At 71.2% G+C, this 17,906-nt stretch carries 13 protein-coding genes; 4 read left to right on the forward strand and 9 right to left on the reverse strand.

Annotation, left to right across the window (positions count from 1 at the left end; translation table 11 throughout):
* Positions 1 to 305: 305 nt before the first annotated feature.
* The 9 genes from VF632_RS01775 to VF632_RS01815 all read right to left on the reverse strand — a co-directional run bounded on the left by VF632_RS01775 (position 306) and on the right by VF632_RS01815 (position 13,188).
* Positions 306 to 1,382 (reverse strand): glycosyltransferase family 9 protein, encoded by a 1,077-nt coding sequence (locus tag VF632_RS01775; RefSeq protein WP_331021124.1) that lies wholly within the window; start codon positions 1,380 to 1,382, stop codon positions 306 to 308.
* A complete protein-coding gene (locus tag VF632_RS01780; RefSeq protein ID WP_331021125.1) occupies positions 1,379 to 3,115 on the reverse strand; it encodes a hypothetical protein in 1,737 nt (578 codons plus the stop codon). Before VF632_RS01780 ends, VF632_RS01775 begins: the two co-directional genes overlap by 4 nt.
* Positions 3,112 to 4,086, reverse strand: coding sequence for a lysophospholipid acyltransferase family protein (locus tag VF632_RS01785; protein WP_331021126.1), 975 nt, complete (start codon positions 4,084 to 4,086; stop codon positions 3,112 to 3,114). The genes VF632_RS01780 and VF632_RS01785 overlap by 4 nt, the downstream gene beginning before the upstream one ends.
* Positions 4,083 to 5,828 (reverse strand): hypothetical protein, encoded by a 1,746-nt coding sequence (locus VF632_RS01790; protein ID WP_331021127.1) that lies wholly within the window; start codon positions 5,826 to 5,828, stop codon positions 4,083 to 4,085. The genes VF632_RS01785 and VF632_RS01790 overlap by 4 nt, the downstream gene beginning before the upstream one ends.
* Positions 5,825 to 6,940 (reverse strand): glycosyltransferase, encoded by a 1,116-nt coding sequence (locus VF632_RS01795; protein ID WP_331021128.1) that lies wholly within the window; start codon positions 6,938 to 6,940, stop codon positions 5,825 to 5,827. Before VF632_RS01795 ends, VF632_RS01790 begins: the two co-directional genes overlap by 4 nt.
* Positions 6,937 to 8,025 (reverse strand): glycosyltransferase, encoded by a 1,089-nt coding sequence (locus tag VF632_RS01800; RefSeq protein WP_331021129.1) that lies wholly within the window; start codon positions 8,023 to 8,025, stop codon positions 6,937 to 6,939. Before VF632_RS01800 ends, VF632_RS01795 begins: the two co-directional genes overlap by 4 nt.
* Positions 8,026 to 8,148: 123 nt before the next feature.
* Positions 8,149 to 9,273, reverse strand: coding sequence for a DegT/DnrJ/EryC1/StrS family aminotransferase (locus VF632_RS01805; protein WP_331021130.1), 1,125 nt, complete (start codon positions 9,271 to 9,273; stop codon positions 8,149 to 8,151).
* Positions 9,274 to 9,670: 397 nt separating this feature from the next.
* The gene (locus VF632_RS01810) at positions 9,671 to 11,632 is read right to left on the reverse strand and encodes an ABC transporter ATP-binding protein (protein ID WP_331021131.1); all 1,962 of its coding nucleotides are present in this window, start codon (positions 11,630 to 11,632) and stop codon (positions 9,671 to 9,673) included.
* On the reverse strand, positions 11,629 to 13,188 hold the full coding sequence (locus VF632_RS01815; RefSeq protein WP_331021132.1) for a response regulator: 1,560 nt from the start codon (positions 13,186 to 13,188) through the stop codon (positions 11,629 to 11,631). The genes VF632_RS01810 and VF632_RS01815 overlap by 4 nt, the downstream gene beginning before the upstream one ends.
* A 794-nt stretch (positions 13,189 to 13,982) precedes the next feature.
* On the opposite strand from VF632_RS01815, the gene VF632_RS01820 reads away from it, so the two are divergent.
* Genes VF632_RS01820 through VF632_RS01835 form a run of 4 tightly spaced genes read left to right on the forward strand, consistent with a single transcriptional unit; the run spans position 13,983 to position 17,906 of the window.
* Positions 13,983 to 14,780: a hypothetical protein gene (locus VF632_RS01820; protein ID WP_331021133.1), complete on the forward strand. Its 798-nt coding sequence runs from the start codon at positions 13,983 to 13,985 to the stop codon at positions 14,778 to 14,780.
* Entirely contained in the window at positions 14,777 to 16,441 is a 1,665-nt protein-coding gene (locus tag VF632_RS01825; RefSeq protein WP_331021134.1) for a GH3 family domain-containing protein, read from the forward strand. The genes VF632_RS01820 and VF632_RS01825 overlap by 4 nt, the downstream gene beginning before the upstream one ends.
* A complete protein-coding gene (locus tag VF632_RS01830) occupies positions 16,438 to 16,845 on the forward strand; it encodes a hypothetical protein (protein ID WP_331021135.1) in 408 nt (135 codons plus the stop codon). The genes VF632_RS01825 and VF632_RS01830 overlap by 4 nt, the downstream gene beginning before the upstream one ends.
* An 8-nt stretch (positions 16,846 to 16,853) precedes the next feature.
* Positions 16,854 to 17,906: a fatty acid desaturase gene (locus tag VF632_RS01835; protein WP_331021136.1), complete on the forward strand. Its 1,053-nt coding sequence runs from the start codon at positions 16,854 to 16,856 to the stop codon at positions 17,904 to 17,906.

Below are 17,906 nucleotides of genomic sequence, written 5' to 3' on the forward strand. Positions count from 1 at the left end.
CAGCCCAATTGCACCGGGCTCTGAAGTGTACCCCCTCTCCCACGCTGTTTGTGGGAGAGGGTCGCACGCGTGTCAGCGCGGCGGGGTGAGGGCCCCACGGCAGCCGAGGCCTCGGCTACAATGACCGCTGCTGCGCCCAGGCGGAAGGGCGTCCGCGGCTAGATCCTTCGCCCCGCGGGGATTCGCGTGCAGGTGGGTGCGGTGCGCCTGGGGCTGAATAGAAAAAGTCCAATTCGTTCAAATTCCAAACGGCGCCCGCGAACCTCTTTTCATTCCTCAGGGTCGGCCGCAGGACGGTGACAGACTCAGGATGACAAATGGGTGCGCGTAGATGGGGTGAGGGCCCCATAGTGGTCGACCGCACGCTGAACCTTCGCGAGCACGTCCTCGGGGGTGATGCGCTCCATGCGGTCCAGCTTGGGGAACCAGCCGCTGGGGTCGGGCTGCGCACCGGGATCGGTGTAGGTGTCGATCCACAGGTCGTGGTACTTTCGCCACGGCCCCACCCGCCACGGGTTGGTGTGCCCGTACAGTCCAATGACCGGCTTTTCCATCGCCCGCGCGATGTGCACCGGGCCGGTGTCGGGCCCCAGCACGAGTGAGCTGCCGTCCAAGAGCCAGGCAAGACGCCGGATGCCGTCCCCCAGCGCCCACACCGGCTTCGTCGCCGCCCGCTCGGTGATCTCGCGCGCGATCGCCTGCTCCCGCGCCCCTGGCCCGCCCACGAGGATCACCTGGAACCCGAAGTCGCGATCCAGCGCGTCCGCCACCCGCGCCCAGCGGTCCGCGTACCAGTCCTTCTTCGGGTTCGCCGTCGCGGGAACGACTGCCGCCACCGGCCGCCCATCCAGCCCACCGAAGAACTCCGCCTGCGCCGCCCGCTCGTCCTCCGTAATGGGGATGCGCCACGCCAGCTCGGCGGGCACCGGCAGCCCCACCGCCTCCATGAATTCCAGGAACATGTCCTGGGTGTGTGCGCGCGGCCGGCGCTGCAGGTGATGGTTGCTGAACATCCACACGCCCTCGAACGACCTGCCGCGGTCGAATCCCAGCCGGTGCGGCGCGCCGGAGAGGACCGTGGGCCACACGCTCTTGAAGTACACGTTCAGGTTGAGCGTGGTGTCGAACTTCCGCCCCGCCAGCTTGCGGCGCAGGTCCAGCACGCCCTGAAGTCCGCGCTTCTTCTCGTAGACGATCACCTCGTCCACGGAGGGATGCGGGGTCAGCAGGGGGGCGGGCATGGGCTCGACGATCCAGGTGATATGGCGCGCGGGATCGTCGTCCTTCAGCGCGTTCACCAGCGGCAGGCCGTGCACCACGTCGCCCAGGCCCGTGAGCAGGACGATGCAGATGTTCTGCGCGGGCCAGCGGAGATCGCTCACTCGGCCGCCTGTTGGGCGAGGTAGGCCAGCTGCATGAGCATCAGCTCGCGCAGGGGATGCCACTGGCGGACGCCGGCCTGCAGCTCATCGCCGGGAGCGTCCACGAAGATGTCCCGGAGCGGCGTTTCCCACGCGGGGCGCTCGCGCTGGACGCGCTCGGCCGCGGCGGAGCGGGCGACGGTGCGCCACTTGGGCCAGGGCTGGTGCCGCGCCCTCACCTGCCCCGTCGCCAAGGCCCGGACGCCGCGGGTGATCCGTAGCCCGGCGCTGAGCGGCAGGTTGGCCGCATGCCCAAAGAACGGGAACCGCCAACGCGCGTGCGGCACGAACCACGAGCGGCGGAACAGGGGTTTCATCGCCGCGTGGAAGAGCTTGCGGTTGTACTTCCACTCCTGCGGCACCGACGCGGCCAACGCGACGACGGCGACGGCGTGATACACCTCGTGGGCGGCGAACAGGCGCCGGTTGCCGTGCACGTTCGCCGAGTGCTTCCGCTGCGTGAACGGCCACAGCTTCTCCCACTCGGTCGCCGTCTTCGGACGGAACTCCGCCAGCCAGCGGCGGAACCGCAGCCGCCGCTCGATGACGGCATCGCGCAGCTCGGGGCGGATGACCTCCGCGTTCGGCAGTTCGAAGCGCTCAACGTTGAACGCGGTGTCGGGCGCGTGCTCGGCCTTGAGGAACGAGTCCGACGAGAGGCCGCCGAGCACCACGGGAAGGTCGCGGATGCCCAGCCGCTCGTGAAATCCCCACCCGTGCACGTCCATGAAGTTGTTGTGGGCGCCGATCATCCGCGCCACCGGTTCCAGCCCGTCCACGTAGTGGTCCGGCTCGCGCGGTCCGAAGGTGCACGCGGCGCCGTACGCCCGCGCCACGGCCTGCGCCACCTTCACCTCGCGGTTCTGCCAGTCGGCGTAGACGAACGCGCGCACCTGGATATCCGGCGGCACGGCGCCCAAGACAGCGCGCGCGTCCTCGCCCCCGCTCAGCAGCAGCCCCACCTCGCCGGCGCCCTCGCACGCGGCGCGAACGTCACTGACGACCGCGGACCGCAGCGCCTCCGCCGCTTGATCGAGCGACCCGTACCCGGAGCGCTCCACAGGCCGCCAGTACGCGTGCGCCTCGTCCCATGCGCCGTCCGACCCGAACCGGCGGGCGGTACCTGGCGGGAACTGCTCCACGCCGCCGTAGACCGTGTGCGGGAAGGTGCAGGTCAGGTTGATCGCCAGATCGGCGGCGGAAACGGGATCGATGTCGCTGCCGCGCCCCGCCGTGCGCGCCACCGCGTCCACGTGCGTCCCGACCACCAGCTCCCCATCCGCCACCCGCGCGACGAACACGGGCACGAATGAGGCGATGTCCGTCAGCACCATCCCGCCACCTCTCGTATCGATCGCGATAGCGGCGAACCCGCTCTCGATCGACCGCTCCCACGCGCGGCGCGGCGCGGACCGCAGCAGCCGGTGCACCGCACGCCTGCGATCCCCCACGCTCGCCCGGGCGGACGGCTCCCCGTCCGCGTGGACGACCGGCTCGCCGACCAGCACGCTCAACCAGCCGTCCTCCTCCACCAGCACATCCGCGGGATCGTGGTGGCCGCGCGCGACGGCCAGCGATCCCCATGCCCCGTGCCGCTCGTCGATGGAGACCGACACGTGCGCCAGGTAGCGGGCGAGCGCGGACTGCAACTCGCCGGGCGAACGCTGGCGGGTGGAGAACAGGAAGTCGCTCATTCGTCCGGCGCGGCGGGGAGCGGCGTCTGCCCTTCGACCGGCGGCTTGCTCTTCCAGCGGCGGTGGAACCAGAAATATTGCTCCGGCGCCTCGCGGATTTCTGCCTCCAGGCGTGCGGCGAGGGCAGCGGTCAATGCCTCCACGTCATCATCCAGCCGGCCGGTGCGTAACACGTCCACCTGCTGTCCGGAAACGCGGTACCGCACTCCCGGGCCCGGCAGCCGCCGCGCCACGCAGGCGAAGGCCGGAGCGCCGAACCGCAGGGAAAACACGGCCGGGCCGCGGTGCGTGGACGCGGGCCGCCCAAAGAAGGGCACGAAGATCCCCGCGCCCCGCGCGTCCTGGTCGCCCACGATCCCCACGACGCCATTCTGCCGCAGAAAGCGGGGCACGCGGGACGGCGCCTCGCGCTGGGAAATGGTCTGCACGCCCAGCCGCTCGCGAGTCGCGGTAAGCCGCGCGTCGAAGAGCGGGTTGCCCTGGCGGCGCACGATGGCGGCGATGGGGATGCCGCGAGCCGCCACGGCCGCGGCGGCAAGCTCCCAGTTTCCGTAGTGGCCCGTCACCAGCAGCAGGCCCTTTCCGCCAGCGAGCGCGGCCTCCAGCTTGGGCCAGTCGTCCGTGACGTCGGTGCGGTCGATCACCGCCTGCCGGTCCAGCCGGGCGAGGCGCAGCATGGCCGCCGCCTCGCGCCCCAGGTGCTCGTACGAGGCCCGCGCCGTGGCCTGCACCCACGCAGGATCGGCGGCCGGATAGGCGAGCCGGAGGTTGGATTCCACCACGTCCCGCCGCAGCTTCAGCCTGTGCGCCATCCGTCCCAGCCCCGCGCCGAAGTCGTCCGCTGCACCCTCGGAGAGCGAGCTTACGGCCGCTTCCAGGCTGCGCGTGAGCCCGAACTCCAGGCGATGCGCGAAGCGGGGCTTCTTCCCCGGGCGGGGGGCCGGCGCGGCGTCGTTCACGTCGTTCTTCATCGGCGGGTCAGATACGCGAGTTGCAGCAGCGCGAGGCGGCTGAGCGGTGGCCACCCCGTCCGCACGGCGGCGGCATCCGGGCCCGGCGCGAACACGGCGGCGATCGGCGACTCGGCGGCGGGGTGCCGGGCCTCAGCGTCGTTCATCCACCCCGTCTGCACGAGTTCGGCCCAGACGGGCCATGACTCCTGGTTGGCCCGCAGCTCTCCCGTGGCCAGAGCCCGCAGGCCGCGCGCGGCACCTAGCAGCGGCCTCACCGCCGCATTGAGCACTGGCGGAAAGTACGGCAGGCGGTTGCGGGTGTGCGGCACGTACCAGGAGCGGGCCAGCAGCGGGCGCATGGCGCGGTAGAACAGCTGCCGGCCCACCTTCCACGACTGCGGCACCGAGGCGGCGATGCGCGCGACCGGGTTGCTCATGTACGGCTCGTGGCTGCGCCACAGCCGCCGGTTGCCATGCAGATTGGCCGCGTACTTCCGCATGCTGAACGGGTAGATGAACGACCATTCGTCCGCCGACTCCGGCCGCAGCTCCGTGAGCGAGCGGCGGTAGGCGTCGCGCCGGGCCATCGCCTCAGCCAGCAGTTCGGGGCGGACGCCGGGGAGCGCGGGCGGGCGCAGCGTACGGAACCCGGCTTGGCCGCCGCGCCGCACGCGCTTCGATGCCTTGGGCGGCACATTGTCGGCCTTGAGGAGGGCGTCGGACGAGAAGCCGCCCAGCACCACGGGAAGGCGGTCGAGCCCGAGGGTGGCGTGAAGGCCGTAGCCATGCACGTCCACGAACTCGTTCTGCGTGCCGATCATGGCGGCTACCGTCTCCATGTGCAGCAGGTCGTGCCCCGGCGGGCGCGCAGCAAAGGTGAGCGGCACGCCGTAGGCGCGGGCCACGCGGCGGGCCGCGCGCACCTCGCGCCGCTCTGCTTCCGCGTAGATGAAGCCGCGTACCGGGACGCCACGCGGGATCGCGCCGAGCACGGCCCGCGCGTCTTCCCCGCCGCTCAGCAGCAGTCCTACGTCCGATTGGCCGTGGACGGCGAGCGCGAGGTCGTCCACCAGCGCCGACCGTAGCGCGCCGGCCGCCTCGTCCAGCGAGCCGAACGCGGTCTGCTCCACGGGACGCCAGTACACGTGCTCGCCCGTCCATCCATCCGTCGAAAACCGGTGCACGCAACCGGGACGCGCCTGTCGAACGGCGGGATACAGCGTCCGCGGATAGGTGATGGCGTAGTAGCCCATGAATTCCACCGCGGAAACGGGGTCGATCTCGCCCAGCACTCCCGCCGCCTGCGCCACCGCGTCGGTGTGGGTGCCGGCCACGACGCCGCCGTGCCGCGAATCCGCCTGGAAGACCGTGATCCAGGCGAAGAGGTCCGTCACCACTGACCCGCTGGTGCCGGACGCGTCGAACGCCAGCGCGGCGAACGGTCCGTCCAGCAGGTCCTCCCATCTGTCGTCGCCACCCGCCAGGAGCCGCTCGTGCAGCACCTGCCTGCGCGCGGCGTCCACGGCCGGGCCTTTCGGCAGCGGAGGAAGATCTGCGAAGGGCTCGCCGATCAGCACCGTAATGCCCCGATCGTCCTGCACGACCGGTGGCGGGTCGTGCGGCGCGCGGACGACGGCCAGTGTGCCCCAGGCGCCGGCGTACTCGTCCACGGCGGCGGTGACCGGGCCGAGCCAGCGGTGGAGAACGGCGTTCAGTTCGCCCGGTGGACGCGGACGCGAGCAGAAGAGGAAATCGCTCACTCGTCCTCCGGGCCCTTCGGCGCGAGCGCGGCTTCGTAGCCGCTGACCATCGCGTCCATGCTGAACCAGTGGGCGGCACGCCAAGTCGCCTCTCGCACGCGATCCGCCACGACGGGCGAGCCGGACCGGATGGCGTCCACCACCTCGCGCAGGCCAGCCGCGATCGCTTCCGCGTCGTTCGCCTGCACGATCCATCCCGCGGTCGAGCGGCCCATGCGCGGCGCAAGCGCGTCCGGGGCGCCACCCACGTCCGCCGCAACGACGGGCACGCCGGCCGCCATGGCTTCGAGCATCACCAGGCCGAAGCCCTCGGACCGGCTGGGCATCACGAACACGTCGCACGCAGCCGCCACCGCGCGCGCATCACTCCGGTGCCCCAGGAAGTGCACCCGGGCGCTCACCCCCAGCCGCCGGGCGCGCTCCTCCATCGCCGCGCGCGCCTCGGCTGTGCCGCCGCCGACAAGGACGACGTGGACGCCGCCGTCCAGCATCGCAGCGGCATCGATCAGCAGGTCGAAGCCCTTGTTGGGCTCCATCCCGCCGATCGCCACGGCGAGCACAGCATCATCCGGCACCCCCAACCCGTCACGGAGCGGGACCGGCGAAACGGGAACGATGTCGATGCCGTTGGGCACCAGGGATACACGATCCGCCAGGTCTGGCAGCGCCGCCGTCACGTGATTCGCGACGCGCAGGCTGTTGGTGACGATGGCGTGGTACCAGTGCCGCAACGCGTACCGCTCCAGGCTTCCGCGCTTCTCGCCGATCGGCTGGATGCCGCCGATGCGGAACACTACCCGCGGCACCCGGGCCACGCGTGCGGCCCAGCCGGAGATGAACGCCCGCTTCCACGAGGTGAGCAGGACTGCATCGAAGCGTCCGCGGCGCAGCCACGCGGCGAACCACAGCGCGTTCACCGGGTCGGTGTCGCCGCCGGGGCGGATGCCTGTGGCCGCAATGCCGAGCGCCTGCAGCTCGGCCATCACCGGACCGCCCTTGCGGCAGGAGACGGCGACGTGGTGGCCGCGGTCGCGCAGCCCGGCGGCGATGGCGATCACCTGCCGCTCGTTGCCGCGGATGATGGGGCCGTCCACGTGGATGGCAACCCTCATCCGCCACCGCTGGCCAGCAGCCGCTCCCAATCGTCCAGGAACCGCTCCCACCCGAACAGCCGCTCCGCCCGCTTCCGCGCCGCAACGCCCATCGCGCGTCTCGCATCCCCGTCGCGCACCAGCTCGGCGAGGGCGTCGCGCAGCGCATCCTCCTCCACCGGCACGACGATGCCGGGGCGGGGCTCGCCCGCGTCCGGCTCCAGCGCCTCCCGTGCGCCGCTGACCTCGGTGCTGACGACGGGAAGGCCGAACGCCATCGCCTCGAGCATGGCGTTCGCCAGCCCCTCGCGGTCGGACGAGACGACGAACAGGTCCAGCGCATCGAGCACGTCACCCACGTCGGCACGAAACCCGAGAAGGTGAAGCCGATCCCGCATCCCCAGCTCACGCGCCAGCGCTTCCAGCCGCGCCCGCTGTGGCCCCGCACCCGCGATTACGCAGTGGACGGGCTGTGGAACGCCAGCCAGCGCGCGCAGCAGCCGGTCGAAGCGCTTCTGCGACGCCAGCCTGCCGACGGCTCCCACGACCACGGCCTCCGCGGGAATTCCGAGCTCCCGGCGCACCGTTCCGGCGGGTGCCTGCCGGACCGGCGCGCGCACCCCGTCGAGCAAGGTGATCACGCGGGACGGGTCCAGGCGCGGATCGCCGGCCAGGAAACCGCGTCGCATGCCGTGTGCGTTCAGCGCTACTCGATGAACGAACCGGCGCAGCGCAAAGCGATACCGGGCCGAGCGGGCCGGCGTGTCGCCTTCCAGGCCGATCCGCTGGACCACGAAGGGCACCCCGGCAATGCGCGTGGCCATGCCGGCGAGCAGCAGCTTCTTGAAGGTCGTCAGCAGGACGGCATCCGGCCGCTCCCGGCGAAGGCGCGCCGCGAGGCGCAGCGCGTCCGGCAGCATCACGTCACCCCCGATGGGCTGTACGCCCGTGGGGATTCCGTATGCGCCGATGCGAGCGGCCAGTTCGTCGTTCCGGCAGAGCATGAGCACACGGTGGCCGCGGTCCCGCAGGCCGGCGAGCAGCAACGCCGTCCAGATCTCGCCGCCGCCCAGCACGGCCGACGCGTTGTGCGCGATGACGTACATGGAGGGAACTACAGTGCGTGAGTGCGGGGTGCGTGAGTGCGGAAGTGGCCAACGCGCACCCGGCCCAGCGGCGCGCTCGACATCCACTCACGCACTAGCGCACTAACGCACTCACGCACTTTCTTATTCTCCAAAGAAAGCACGCACCGATTCCGCCACGTACTCCAGCTGCGCCTGCGTGAGCTCCGGAAAGACCGGGAGCGACAGCACCTCGCGGCAGGCGCGCTCCGACTCGGGGAACTGCCCTTCGCGGTATCCCAGGTAGGCGAAGCACTCTTGCAGGTGCAGCGGCACCGGATAGTACACGCCACTGCCGACACCGCGCTCGCGGAGGAAGTCGGCCAGCGCGTCGCGCCGGCCATCGCGGACGCGGAGGGTGTACTGGTTGTAGATGGACTCGTGGTCCTCGCCCACGACGGGGGTCTGGATCCCGCCGATTCCCGCCAGCGCCTGGTCGTAGAAGGCGGCGTTGCGGCGGCGCGCGTCGCTCCAGCCCTTCAGGTGAGGCAGCTTGGCCGAGAGCACGGCGGCCTGGAGCGAGTCGAGGCGGGAGTTGTATCCCACTTCCTCGTGGTGGTACATCTGCCGCCCGCCGTGCACCCGCAGCTTCCGCAGCCGCTCGGCGGTGCCGTCGTCGCTCGCCACCGTCATCCCCGCGTCGCCGAATGCGCCCAGGTTCTTGGTGGGAAAGAACGAGAAGGCGCACGCGTCGCCCAGCGTGCCCGTAGTGATCCACGCGCCGCCCACCCGCTGCCGCGCCCCGATCGCCTGCGCCGCGTCTTCCAGCAGCGACACGCCGTGCCGGTCGGCGAGGGCGCGGAAGGCGGGCATGTCGGCCATCTGCCCGAACAGGTGCACCGGCATCACCACCCGGGTGCGCTCCGTGACCGCGGCCTCGGCGGCGGCGGGGTCCAGATTGAAGGTGCCTGGCAGGATGTCGGCGAACACCGGCCGCGCGCCGACGTTGTGGATGGCGCCCGCGGTGGCGAAAAAGGTGAACGGCGACGTGATCACCTCGTCGTCGCGGCCGCAGTCGAAGGCGCGCAGGGCCAGCAGGATGGCGTCCGTCCCGCTCGCGCAGCCGACGGCGTGGCGCACGCCCAGGTACGCCTCCATCTCGCGCTCGAAGCGGTCCACCACTGGACCCAGGATGAAGCGCTGCTCCTCGATGATCGTGTGAAGCTCCGGCATCACCTCCGTGGCGATCCCGCGATACTGAAGCGTAAGGTCCAGCAGGGGTACTTGCATCGATCCGTCAGCTTGAAAGGTCAGTCACCTGCAGGGGAGGGCCCCTCCCCCGGCCCCTCCCCCGGCAAACTGCGCCGGGACAGGGGAGAACTTCGGTCGCGCAGAGGCCAGGCCGGCGCATGCCACGGGTGCCCCCCTCTCCCGGCCTCTCCCCCGCAAACTACGCGGGAGAGAGGAGCACTTCTCACGAGGTTCGGCCGGCGATGGCTCATGCTGCGGGAGGCCCCCTCCCCCCCGGCCCCCATCCCCGGCCCCCATTCCCCGCTGCGCAGGGGAGGGGGAGACCTGAAATGCGCTGCCGAGACGCACTCGACCACGCGTGCAGTCCGCGAAGGCGGACTTCGGGCCTTTGTTGCCGCGACTTCAGTCGCCCCAGCGGCGCCGAGGGCTTCGCTCCCTACGCCGCCCGGTCCCCCGCGCCCGTGATCGACTGGGCATCGTCGGGGATGTCCGCCGGGGCGCTTTCGACGCCATCGTCCGCGTCCACGCGACCGGCGCCGGGCTCGGCTGCTTCGAGCGCGCCGGGGGGCTGCATCCCGAACTGCATGTCGTACAGGCGGCGGTAGGTGCCGCCGTGCGCCAGCAGCTCGTCGTGCGTGCCTCGCTCCACGATCTCGCCTCCGTCCAGCACCAGGATCTGCGTGGCCCGGCGGATGGTCGACAGGCGGTGCGCGATCACCAGCACGGTGCGGTGCGCCATCAGCTCCTCCACCGCCTGCTGGACGAGGCGCTCGCTCTCCGTGTCCAGCGCGCTCGTGGCCTCGTCCAGGATCAGGATCGGCGGGTTGCGCAGCAGCGCGCGCGCGATGGCGATCCGCTGCCGCTGCCCGCCCGAAAGCCGCGTCCCGCGCTCGCCCAGCACCGTGTCGTACCCCTGCGGAAGGAGCGCGATGAACTCGTGCGCGTTGGCCGCCCGCGCCGCCGACTCGATGTCGTCCTGGGTGGCGGCGTCCATCCCGTAGGCGATGTTGGCGCGCACCGTGTCGTGAAACAGGATGGTCTCCTGCGTGACGATGCCCAGCAGCGCGCGCACGTCCTGGAGCTTCAGCTCGCGGATGTCCACACCATCCAGGGTCACCCGCCCGTGCGTGGGATCGTAGAAGCGCGGCACCAGGTCGGCCAGCGTGCTCTTGCCAGCGCCGCTGGGCCCGACGAGCGCCACCACCTCGCCAGGGCGGACGACGAAGTCGATGCCGCGCAGCACGGGCGAGCCGGGGGCGTACTCGAACGAGACGGCCTCAAAGCGCAACTCGCGCTCGAAAGCCGTCAGCGAACGCGCGCCCGGCTGGTCCATCACCTCCACGGGCGCATCCAGCAGCTCCATCGCGCGCTCCGCCGCCGCCAGTCCCGGCTGCACGACGGACGGGTACTGCGCCACGGCCTTGAGCGGCGTCATCAGCCGCGCCGCCACCAGCAGCGCCGTGAGGAACGCGTTGGCACCCATCGACCGCTCCACCAGCACCAGGTGGCTGCCGTAGACCACCAGCACCATGATGGACGCCGCAGTCACCACCTCCGTGGCGGGCGAAAAGAACTTGCGCCACCGTTCGTTGCGCGCGAACGCCTTGTACTGGCTCTGCGTCAGCGCGCGAAAGCGGCGCTCTTCCCACCGTTCGGCGCCGCTTGCCTTCACCAGCCGCATCCCCGCAACCGTCTCCTGCAGCTGCCCCGCCACCTCGCCCACCGCGTTCAGCACGCGCAGCACGCCCTTGCGAAGGCGTTTGCGGAAGCGCGTCCACAGCAGCACCATCGGCGGGATGGCGACCAGCGCCACCAGCGTCAGCCGCCACGAGATGATCACCAGGAAGGTGATGAGCGCGATCGCCTGGATGACCGACGAGACGGCCTTGATCAGGTTGTTCGTCACCAGGCTGCGCATCTGGTCGACGTCGCCCGTCACCCGGCTGATGATCTGCCCCGCGCGCGTCCGCTGGAAGAAGGGAAACCCCAGCCGCAGCAGGTGCGCGTAGATGTCGTTGCGCAGGTCGCGCGTCACCAGCCCTTCCACCAGCGCCGTCGTGTAGTTCTGCGCGTACAGGGCCAGGTTCTTCAGCAGCAGCGCCACGAAGATCACCGCGACCACCACGTACAGCGCCTGCATGGGGGTGCGCTGGTCGGCCCCGGTGCCGATCACCATCGACATCACCGAGTCGACCACCCGCCCCGCCCCGCCACCGAACATCTCCGACGCGCCCCCCGGGCCGAACTCGCCCCCACTGAACAGCACGGCCAAAAAGGGCGAGAGCAGGCTGAGGCTGAACGCATCCAGCGCGGCGTGAAGCGTCATCGCCAGCACCGAAAGCGCCAGCAGCCCCCAGTGGGGGCGAAGGTAGCGCAGGATGCGCAGGTACAGCTTCATCGCGGCGTCAGCAGGGCCACCGGCAGGATCATCTCTTCCGGGCTGATGCCCCCGTGAAGAAAGCTGCCGCGGTAGCGCGCCTGGTACTGGCGCAGCTTGGTGGGATACACGAAGAACACGTCTTCCAGCGCGATCAGGTAGTTGGTGGCCGCGCGCCCGGCGGGAAAGCGCAGCACCTTTTCTTCGCTGGTGGAGAACGCGAGCGACGAGTCCTCGGCGCGCAGGTCGTCGCCGAACTTGTAGCGCAGGTTGGCGGTGGTGTCGCGCTTGGCGAACACCGTCGCGGGGCGGTGGCAGTGGATGGAGCCGTGGTCCGTGGTCACCAGCACCGGCACGCGGTGGCGCAGCGCCTCGCGGATGGCGGTGAGCGCCTCGGACCGCTCGAACCACTGGCGGGTGAGCGCGCGCAGGGCCTCCTTGTCGCGCGCCACCTCCAGCAGCACCGACGACTCCGAGCGGCCGTGCGTGAGCATGTCGACGAAGTTGAACACCAGCGCCGTCACCCCCGGCTGCGACAGGTAGCCCGGCAGCCGCTTCAGCATCTGCTCGCCGTCACCCGCGTCGAACACCTTTTCGTAGTGTACGGGCACGCGCTTTCCCGCCACGCGGTGCACGTGCTCGCGGAACAGCTCGGCTTCCAGGTTGTTCAGGCTGCCTTCGCCCTCGCGCCCCCACCACCCGGGCATGCGCTCGGCCAGGCCGTCGGGGTACAGCCCCGAAAAGATGGCGTTGCGCGAGAAGGGCGTGGCGGTGGGAAGGATGGAGTAGTACAGCGCCTCTTCTACCTGGGCCAGCGGCTCCAGCAGGGGCACCAGCGTGCGCCACTGGTCCAGGCGCAGGCAGTCGATGATGATGAACAGCGCCGAGCGGTCGGGCCCCAGCAGCGGTGCCAGGTACTCGGGAACGATGTCCACGGAGAGCGGGGGCCGGTCCTCGTCACCTGACGTCCAGTGGCCGTAGTCGTCGCAGACGAACTTGCAGAACTCGCGGCGAAAGTCGTCCAGCAGCGTCTCCAGTGACGCCAGCAGCCCCGTTTCGCCGGCACCGCGCAGGCGCAGCTCCCAGTCCACCAGCTCGGAGTAGGTGTCGCGCCACTGCCGCCACCCGCGGTAGGCGTTGCGCTCGCCCATCAGGTCGCGGAACCGCTGCGTGAACTCGCGCGCGGTCACCTGCTGCTGAAGCTGGCCGCCTTCCAGCAGCCGGGTGACGACGGACAGCACCTGCCGCGGCGACGTGGGCTTCACCAAGTAGTCCGCCACCCGCCGGCCGATGGCCTCGGTCATGGTGCGGTCTTCCTCGCTCTTGGTGACCATCACCACGGGCACGCGCGGGTCGATCCGGCGGATTTCGTCCAGCACCTCCATCCCGGTGCGGCCGGGCATCTGCTCGTCGAGCAGGATCAGGTCGTACCCCCGCCCGCGCACCAGCTCGATGGCGTCGTCGCCGTTGGAGGCGGCATCGACGTGATAGCCCCGCCCCTGCATCAGCAGCAGGTGCGGACGCAGAAGGTCGATCTCGTCGTCTACCCAGAGCAGTCGTTTCGTCGCGGCCGGCATGCGGGAAAGGTAAGTCCTTTGGTGGCAGGTACGAAAGTACGCGCCCCGGCCCTGCTGGGCGGGTGAACACACGCACCTGCCGAAGCGCATCTGTCATTCCGATGGAGCGACCTCGGAGAGCCCTGCCCGAACATTGTCGATGGCAGCGACTGAGGAATCCGCCACACACCCCGCAGCCCTGCGCCGGAACGGCAGACACGTCATTGCCCCGTTGCCGTTCGCGCGTGCGCGCATCCGCGTTCACGCCTGGAAAAACAGCGAACCGGCTCATTCCAAGGTCGGCAGCCGTTTGGCGAAGTGTGTGGCGGATCCCTCGGTCGCTGCGGTCTACGTCGCCAGGGCCGGTTCGGCGTGGCCGCTCCGTCGGGATGACAGCATGCGCGGCGCACTGGCCGAAGCGCCGTCGAATTCTCCCCTCTCCCGCTTGCGGGAGAGGGGCCGGGGGAGAGGGCAGGCGCGCTATGCGCCGGACCAACCCAGACGCAACAGACTCCGCCAGCGGTGCCCGCCCCCGCACCGGCAACGCTGGATGCACACGGCACTGGCTCCCTTCCCCCGCGCAGTTTGCGGGGGAAGGGCTGGGGGTGGGGGGCGCCGGCCCACGCACCGGACCCAATCCTCCGCGATCCGAGTTCTCCCCTCTTCGCACAGCAGTGTCGTGCCGCGAGGGGCCGGGGATCGCCCTCCGCACTTCCGCCCATCCACATTCGCGCCCATATTCCGGAACAGACGTAACGCCGTACGAGTACACTTCGTCTGCCCCGCCCGCGGTTCCTCCCACCCCCAGCTGTACCATGCCGCTCGCCCCCGCGCTCGCGGAGCGCCCCGCTACCACGGGCGCGCGCACCGGTCCACCCGCACGGCTCCGCGCCACCGTCGTCGCTCCGCACGAGCTGAACGCCGCCACGCGCAGCGCCGCCTTCGCCCTGTTCCGCGCCCACTACGAGGGCGCCGACCAGGAGCGCTTCGAGCGCGACCTAGCCGGCAAGCAGCGGGTGATCCTGCTTCGCGACCGGGCCACGGGAGCGCTGCAGGGGTTTTCGACCGTGCTGTACCGGCCCGTTCGCATCGGCGCGCGGGAGGCGATGGTCGTCTTCAGCGGCGACACCGTGATCGACCGCTCCTGCTGGGGGCAGAAGATCCTGCAGAGCGCCTTTGCCAGCCTGCTCTTCCGCCTCAAGCTCGGTCATCCCGGCCGGCCGCTCTACTGGTTCCTGATCTCCAAGGGATGGCGGACGTACCTGCTGATGGCCAACGCCTTTCCCCGCGCCGTGCCGCGATACGACACACCCGCGGCGCCCGAGCTTCGGACCGCGCTGGACGTGGTGGCGGCGGAGCGGTTCGGCGCGGAGTACGATGCGGCGGCGGGTGTCATCCGCTACGCGACACCGCACGAGCGCGTCCGCGAAGGCGTGGCCCCGGTGGACGCGTCGGTGCTCGCCAACCCGCACGTCCGCTATTTCGTCGAGCGGAATCCCGGGCACGCGGACGGCGAGGAGCTGGCCTGCCTGGCGGAGGTGCGGCTGCGCGACCTGGCGCGCGTTGCGGGCCGCATCGGCGGGGCGCGGATCTTCGGCCGGGGGGTGCGGTGAGCCTGGGGCCCCGCGTCGCCGGCGCGCTGTACCGGGCCGCCGCCGCACCCGCGTCCCTGCGCTTCGCGCGGGCGCTGCGCGATCCCGCGGCGGCGCAGGCGGCCATCCTCGCGCGCATCGTCCGCGAGAACCGCGACACGGCGTTCGGGCGCGAGCACGGGTTCGGGGAGATCCGCGATGCCGTCAGCTTCCGCGCTCGGGTGCCTGTCCGCGACTTCGCCGGGCTGGAGCCATGGATCCGCCGCGCGTGCGACGGTCAGCCGGATGAATTGACACGAGCGCCGGTGCGATTCGTGGAGCCTAGCGGCGGCACGTCCGGGCTGTCGAAGGAGATTCCCTACACCGCGCCGCTGCTGGCGGAGTTCTCCGCGGCGACCCTTCCGTGGATTGCCGACCTGCTGCGGAGCCGCCCCGCCCTGCGCGGCGGCCGTGCGTACTGGGCCGTGTCGCCTCCGGCGCGGCGGCGTGCGCGGACGGACGGTGGAATTCCCGTGGGGATGGAGCACGACAGCGACTACTTTCCGCCTGTCGCGCGAGCGCTGCTGGACCGCACGCTGGGCGTGCCGCGCGCCGTCTCGCGCATCGCCGACCTGGCCGCCTGTCGGCGCGTGACGCTGCGCGCGCTGCTCGCCATGCCTGACCTGGCGATGATCTCCGTGTGGAGCCCGACGTTCCTCACGCTCCTGGCCGGGGCGCTGGACGAGGCCTGGGAAGACGTCCTCGCGTCGATGGAGAGCGGCCGCCTTCCGGCCGCGCTCGCCCCGGAACTGCGCGGCGAGTTGGAGCGGGCGCTCCCCGCACGGCCGGACCTCGCCCGCCATCTCCGAAGCCGCTTCGGGCCACGCGCGTCGGAGGACCTGGGCGAAGTGTGGCCGCGGCTGGCGCTGATCTCCTGCTGGGCCGACGGGCACGCGCGGCGGGCGCTGGAGGGCATGACACGGCGCTTTCCGCGCGTCGAGGTGCAGGGTAAGGGATTGCTCGCGACGGAGGGCGTCGTCTCCATCCCCCTGTTCCACACCGAGGCGCCCGTGGCAGCGGTAACGTCGCACTACCTGGAGTTCCTGCCGGAGGGGGACGCGTCCGCCGCGGCCGGCGTGCACGAACTGGAGCCCGGCGCTACGTACGAGGTGGTGCTGACCACGGGTGGCGGGCTGTATCGCTACCGGCTGAAGGATCGGGTGCGCGTCGAGGGGCGGCTAGAGCGCACGCCCACGCTGCGCTTCGTCGGCCGGGCGGACCGGGCGAGCGACCTGGCCGGGGAGAAGCTGACACCGGAACTGGTGGAGCAGGTGCTGGCGCGCGCGGTGGCGGAAACGGGCGTCCATCCGCCATTCGCGCTGCTCGCGCCAGCCTGGGGCGAGCCGCCGCGCTACCGCCTGTACGCCGAGGCGCCCGCGCCGCACGTTCGCGCGCTCGCCCGGGCCGTCGAGCGGATTCTGCTGGATGCGCACCACTACGGCCTCTGCCGGCAGCTGGGTCAGCTGGGCGCCATCGAACCCGTCGCCGTCACGGATGGCGAGCGCGCGTACGAGCGGGTGTGCACCGCGCGCGGGCAGCGGGCGGGCTCCATCAAGCCCCCGGCGCTGGACGCGGGGACGGAATGGGCCGAGGTGTTCGCGCCGGCGGCCGGCCTAGCAGCCTCAGAAAAGGGACCAGGATGAGCGGGGGCGAGATGGTTTTGCGCGCGGTGTTGGCGCTTCTGGCGGTGTACCACCTGTCGATGGGACTGGTGTCGATCTTCTTTCAGCGCGGGGCGGCGGGGCTGGCTCGCGGGCTGTACGGCATCGAGATGGAGGACTCCGGCCAGCGCTTCAGCTACGCGCTGCGCATGCTGGGGCTGTATGCGCTCGCGTTCGGCTTTCTGCTGGCGCGCGCGGCGATGGATCCGGCCGGCCATCGCTCCGTGATCGCGGCCGCCATTCTCCTGCAGAGCGTGCGCGCGGCCTCGCGGCTGGCATCGGCGGGAACGCTGCGCGCGGCGTTTGGGGTGGCGCCGGCGCGCAACGGGCTGAGCGCCGCCGCCCTCGTCGCCCAGGCGGGGCTGCTCGCGTGGTTCTTTCCGTGAACGTCACGATGGATCGAGAAGAGCTGGCGTCGGAGCGCGCCGCGATCCGCGGAGAGGTGGACCACGGCCCCAACCAGGCTGCGCGCGCCACCGCCGCGGCGCGGGCGAAGATCTCGGCGGGCGTCGAGGCGCAGATCGCGGCGCTTCGGCAGCCGGACGCGCGCAAGCGGCTGGGCGAGCTGGCTACGTTCGGCGCACTGTGGATGGCCGGCGGGGCGCTGGTGATGTGGGGGTTGGCGCTGCCGCCGTCCGCGGCGCACTGGGCGTTGCGGGCGGCGGGGACGCTGCTCGCGGCGCTCACCATCCACGTCTGCCTCCTGCTGCTGCACGACGGCATCCACCACTCGCTCTTCCGCGGGCGCCAGCTGAACCGCTGGGCGTCGGTGGCGCTGGGCAGCGCGTCGCTGATCTCGTTCAGCGCGTACCAGGTGCTGCACGAGCGGCACCACATCTACCTGGGCGACCCGCGGGACCCCGACGACTATCGCAACTACAGCGGCAATCCGCGCGTCGTCTGGACGATGCACTACGTGCGGCTGTTCCTGGGCGCGTTCGTCTACATCCTGGCGATTCCCGTGGTGGCCTACCGGAAGGGCACGCCGCGCGACCGCCGCCGCATCGTGCAGGAGTACGCGGTGCTGGGCGTGGTCTACGCCTTCCTGGCGTGGATCGTCCCGGCGCAGGTGCTCGTCCACGCGTGGCTGCTCCCGATCATCCCGGCGGGGCTGATGGTGAACGTCCGCTCGCTGGCGGCGCACGGCATCACCGACGCCGCCGACCCATTCCTGGCCAGCCGCTCCATCCAGGCGCACCCCGTGGTCGCGTTCTTTCTGCGCAACGAGAACTACCACCTGGAGCACCACCTGTTTCCCGAGGTGCCCAGCTACAACCTGAAGCGCGTGCACCAACTGGTGTGGCACCGGATGCCGCGCGCGGTCGGCGGGCGCTCGTACCTGGGCTTCGTCGCGCGCTTCGTGCGCGCCTCCGCGCGGATGGACGACCGGCCCATCGGCCTCACCACGCCCGCCGCCGCGGCCGGGGGAGCGCCGGCCGCGGGATGA

The organism is Longimicrobium sp., from assembly GCF_036388275.1.
Lineage (GTDB): Bacteria > Gemmatimonadota > Gemmatimonadetes > Longimicrobiales > Longimicrobiaceae > Longimicrobium.

Bases quoted from the DNA above. Each gene is read 5' to 3' on its own strand.
- VF632_RS01780 (WP_331021125.1), bottom strand. From the start codon at position 3,115: ATGAGCGACTTCCTGTTCTCCACCCGCCAGCGTTCGCCCGGCGAGTTG.
- VF632_RS01785 (WP_331021126.1), bottom strand. From the start codon at position 4,086: ATGAAGAACGACGTGAACGACGCCGCGCCGGCCCCCCGCCCGGGGAAG.
- VF632_RS01795 (WP_331021128.1), bottom strand. From the start codon at position 6,940: ATGAGGGTTGCCATCCACGTGGACGGCCCCATCATCCGCGGCAACGAG.
- VF632_RS01800 (WP_331021129.1), bottom strand. From the start codon at position 8,025: ATGTACGTCATCGCGCACAACGCGTCGGCCGTGCTGGGCGGCGGCGAG.
- VF632_RS01805 (WP_331021130.1), bottom strand. From the start codon at position 9,273: ATGCAAGTACCCCTGCTGGACCTTACGCTTCAGTATCGCGGGATCGCC.
- VF632_RS01810 (WP_331021131.1), bottom strand. From the start codon at position 11,632: ATGAAGCTGTACCTGCGCATCCTGCGCTACCTTCGCCCCCACTGGGGG.
- VF632_RS01815 (WP_331021132.1), bottom strand. From the start codon at position 13,188: ATGCCGGCCGCGACGAAACGACTGCTCTGGGTAGACGACGAGATCGAC.
- VF632_RS01820 (WP_331021133.1), top strand. From the start codon at position 13,983: ATGCCGCTCGCCCCCGCGCTCGCGGAGCGCCCCGCTACCACGGGCGCG.
- VF632_RS01830 (WP_331021135.1), top strand. From the start codon at position 16,438: ATGAGCGGGGGCGAGATGGTTTTGCGCGCGGTGTTGGCGCTTCTGGCG.
- VF632_RS01835 (WP_331021136.1), top strand. From the start codon at position 16,854: ATGGATCGAGAAGAGCTGGCGTCGGAGCGCGCCGCGATCCGCGGAGAG.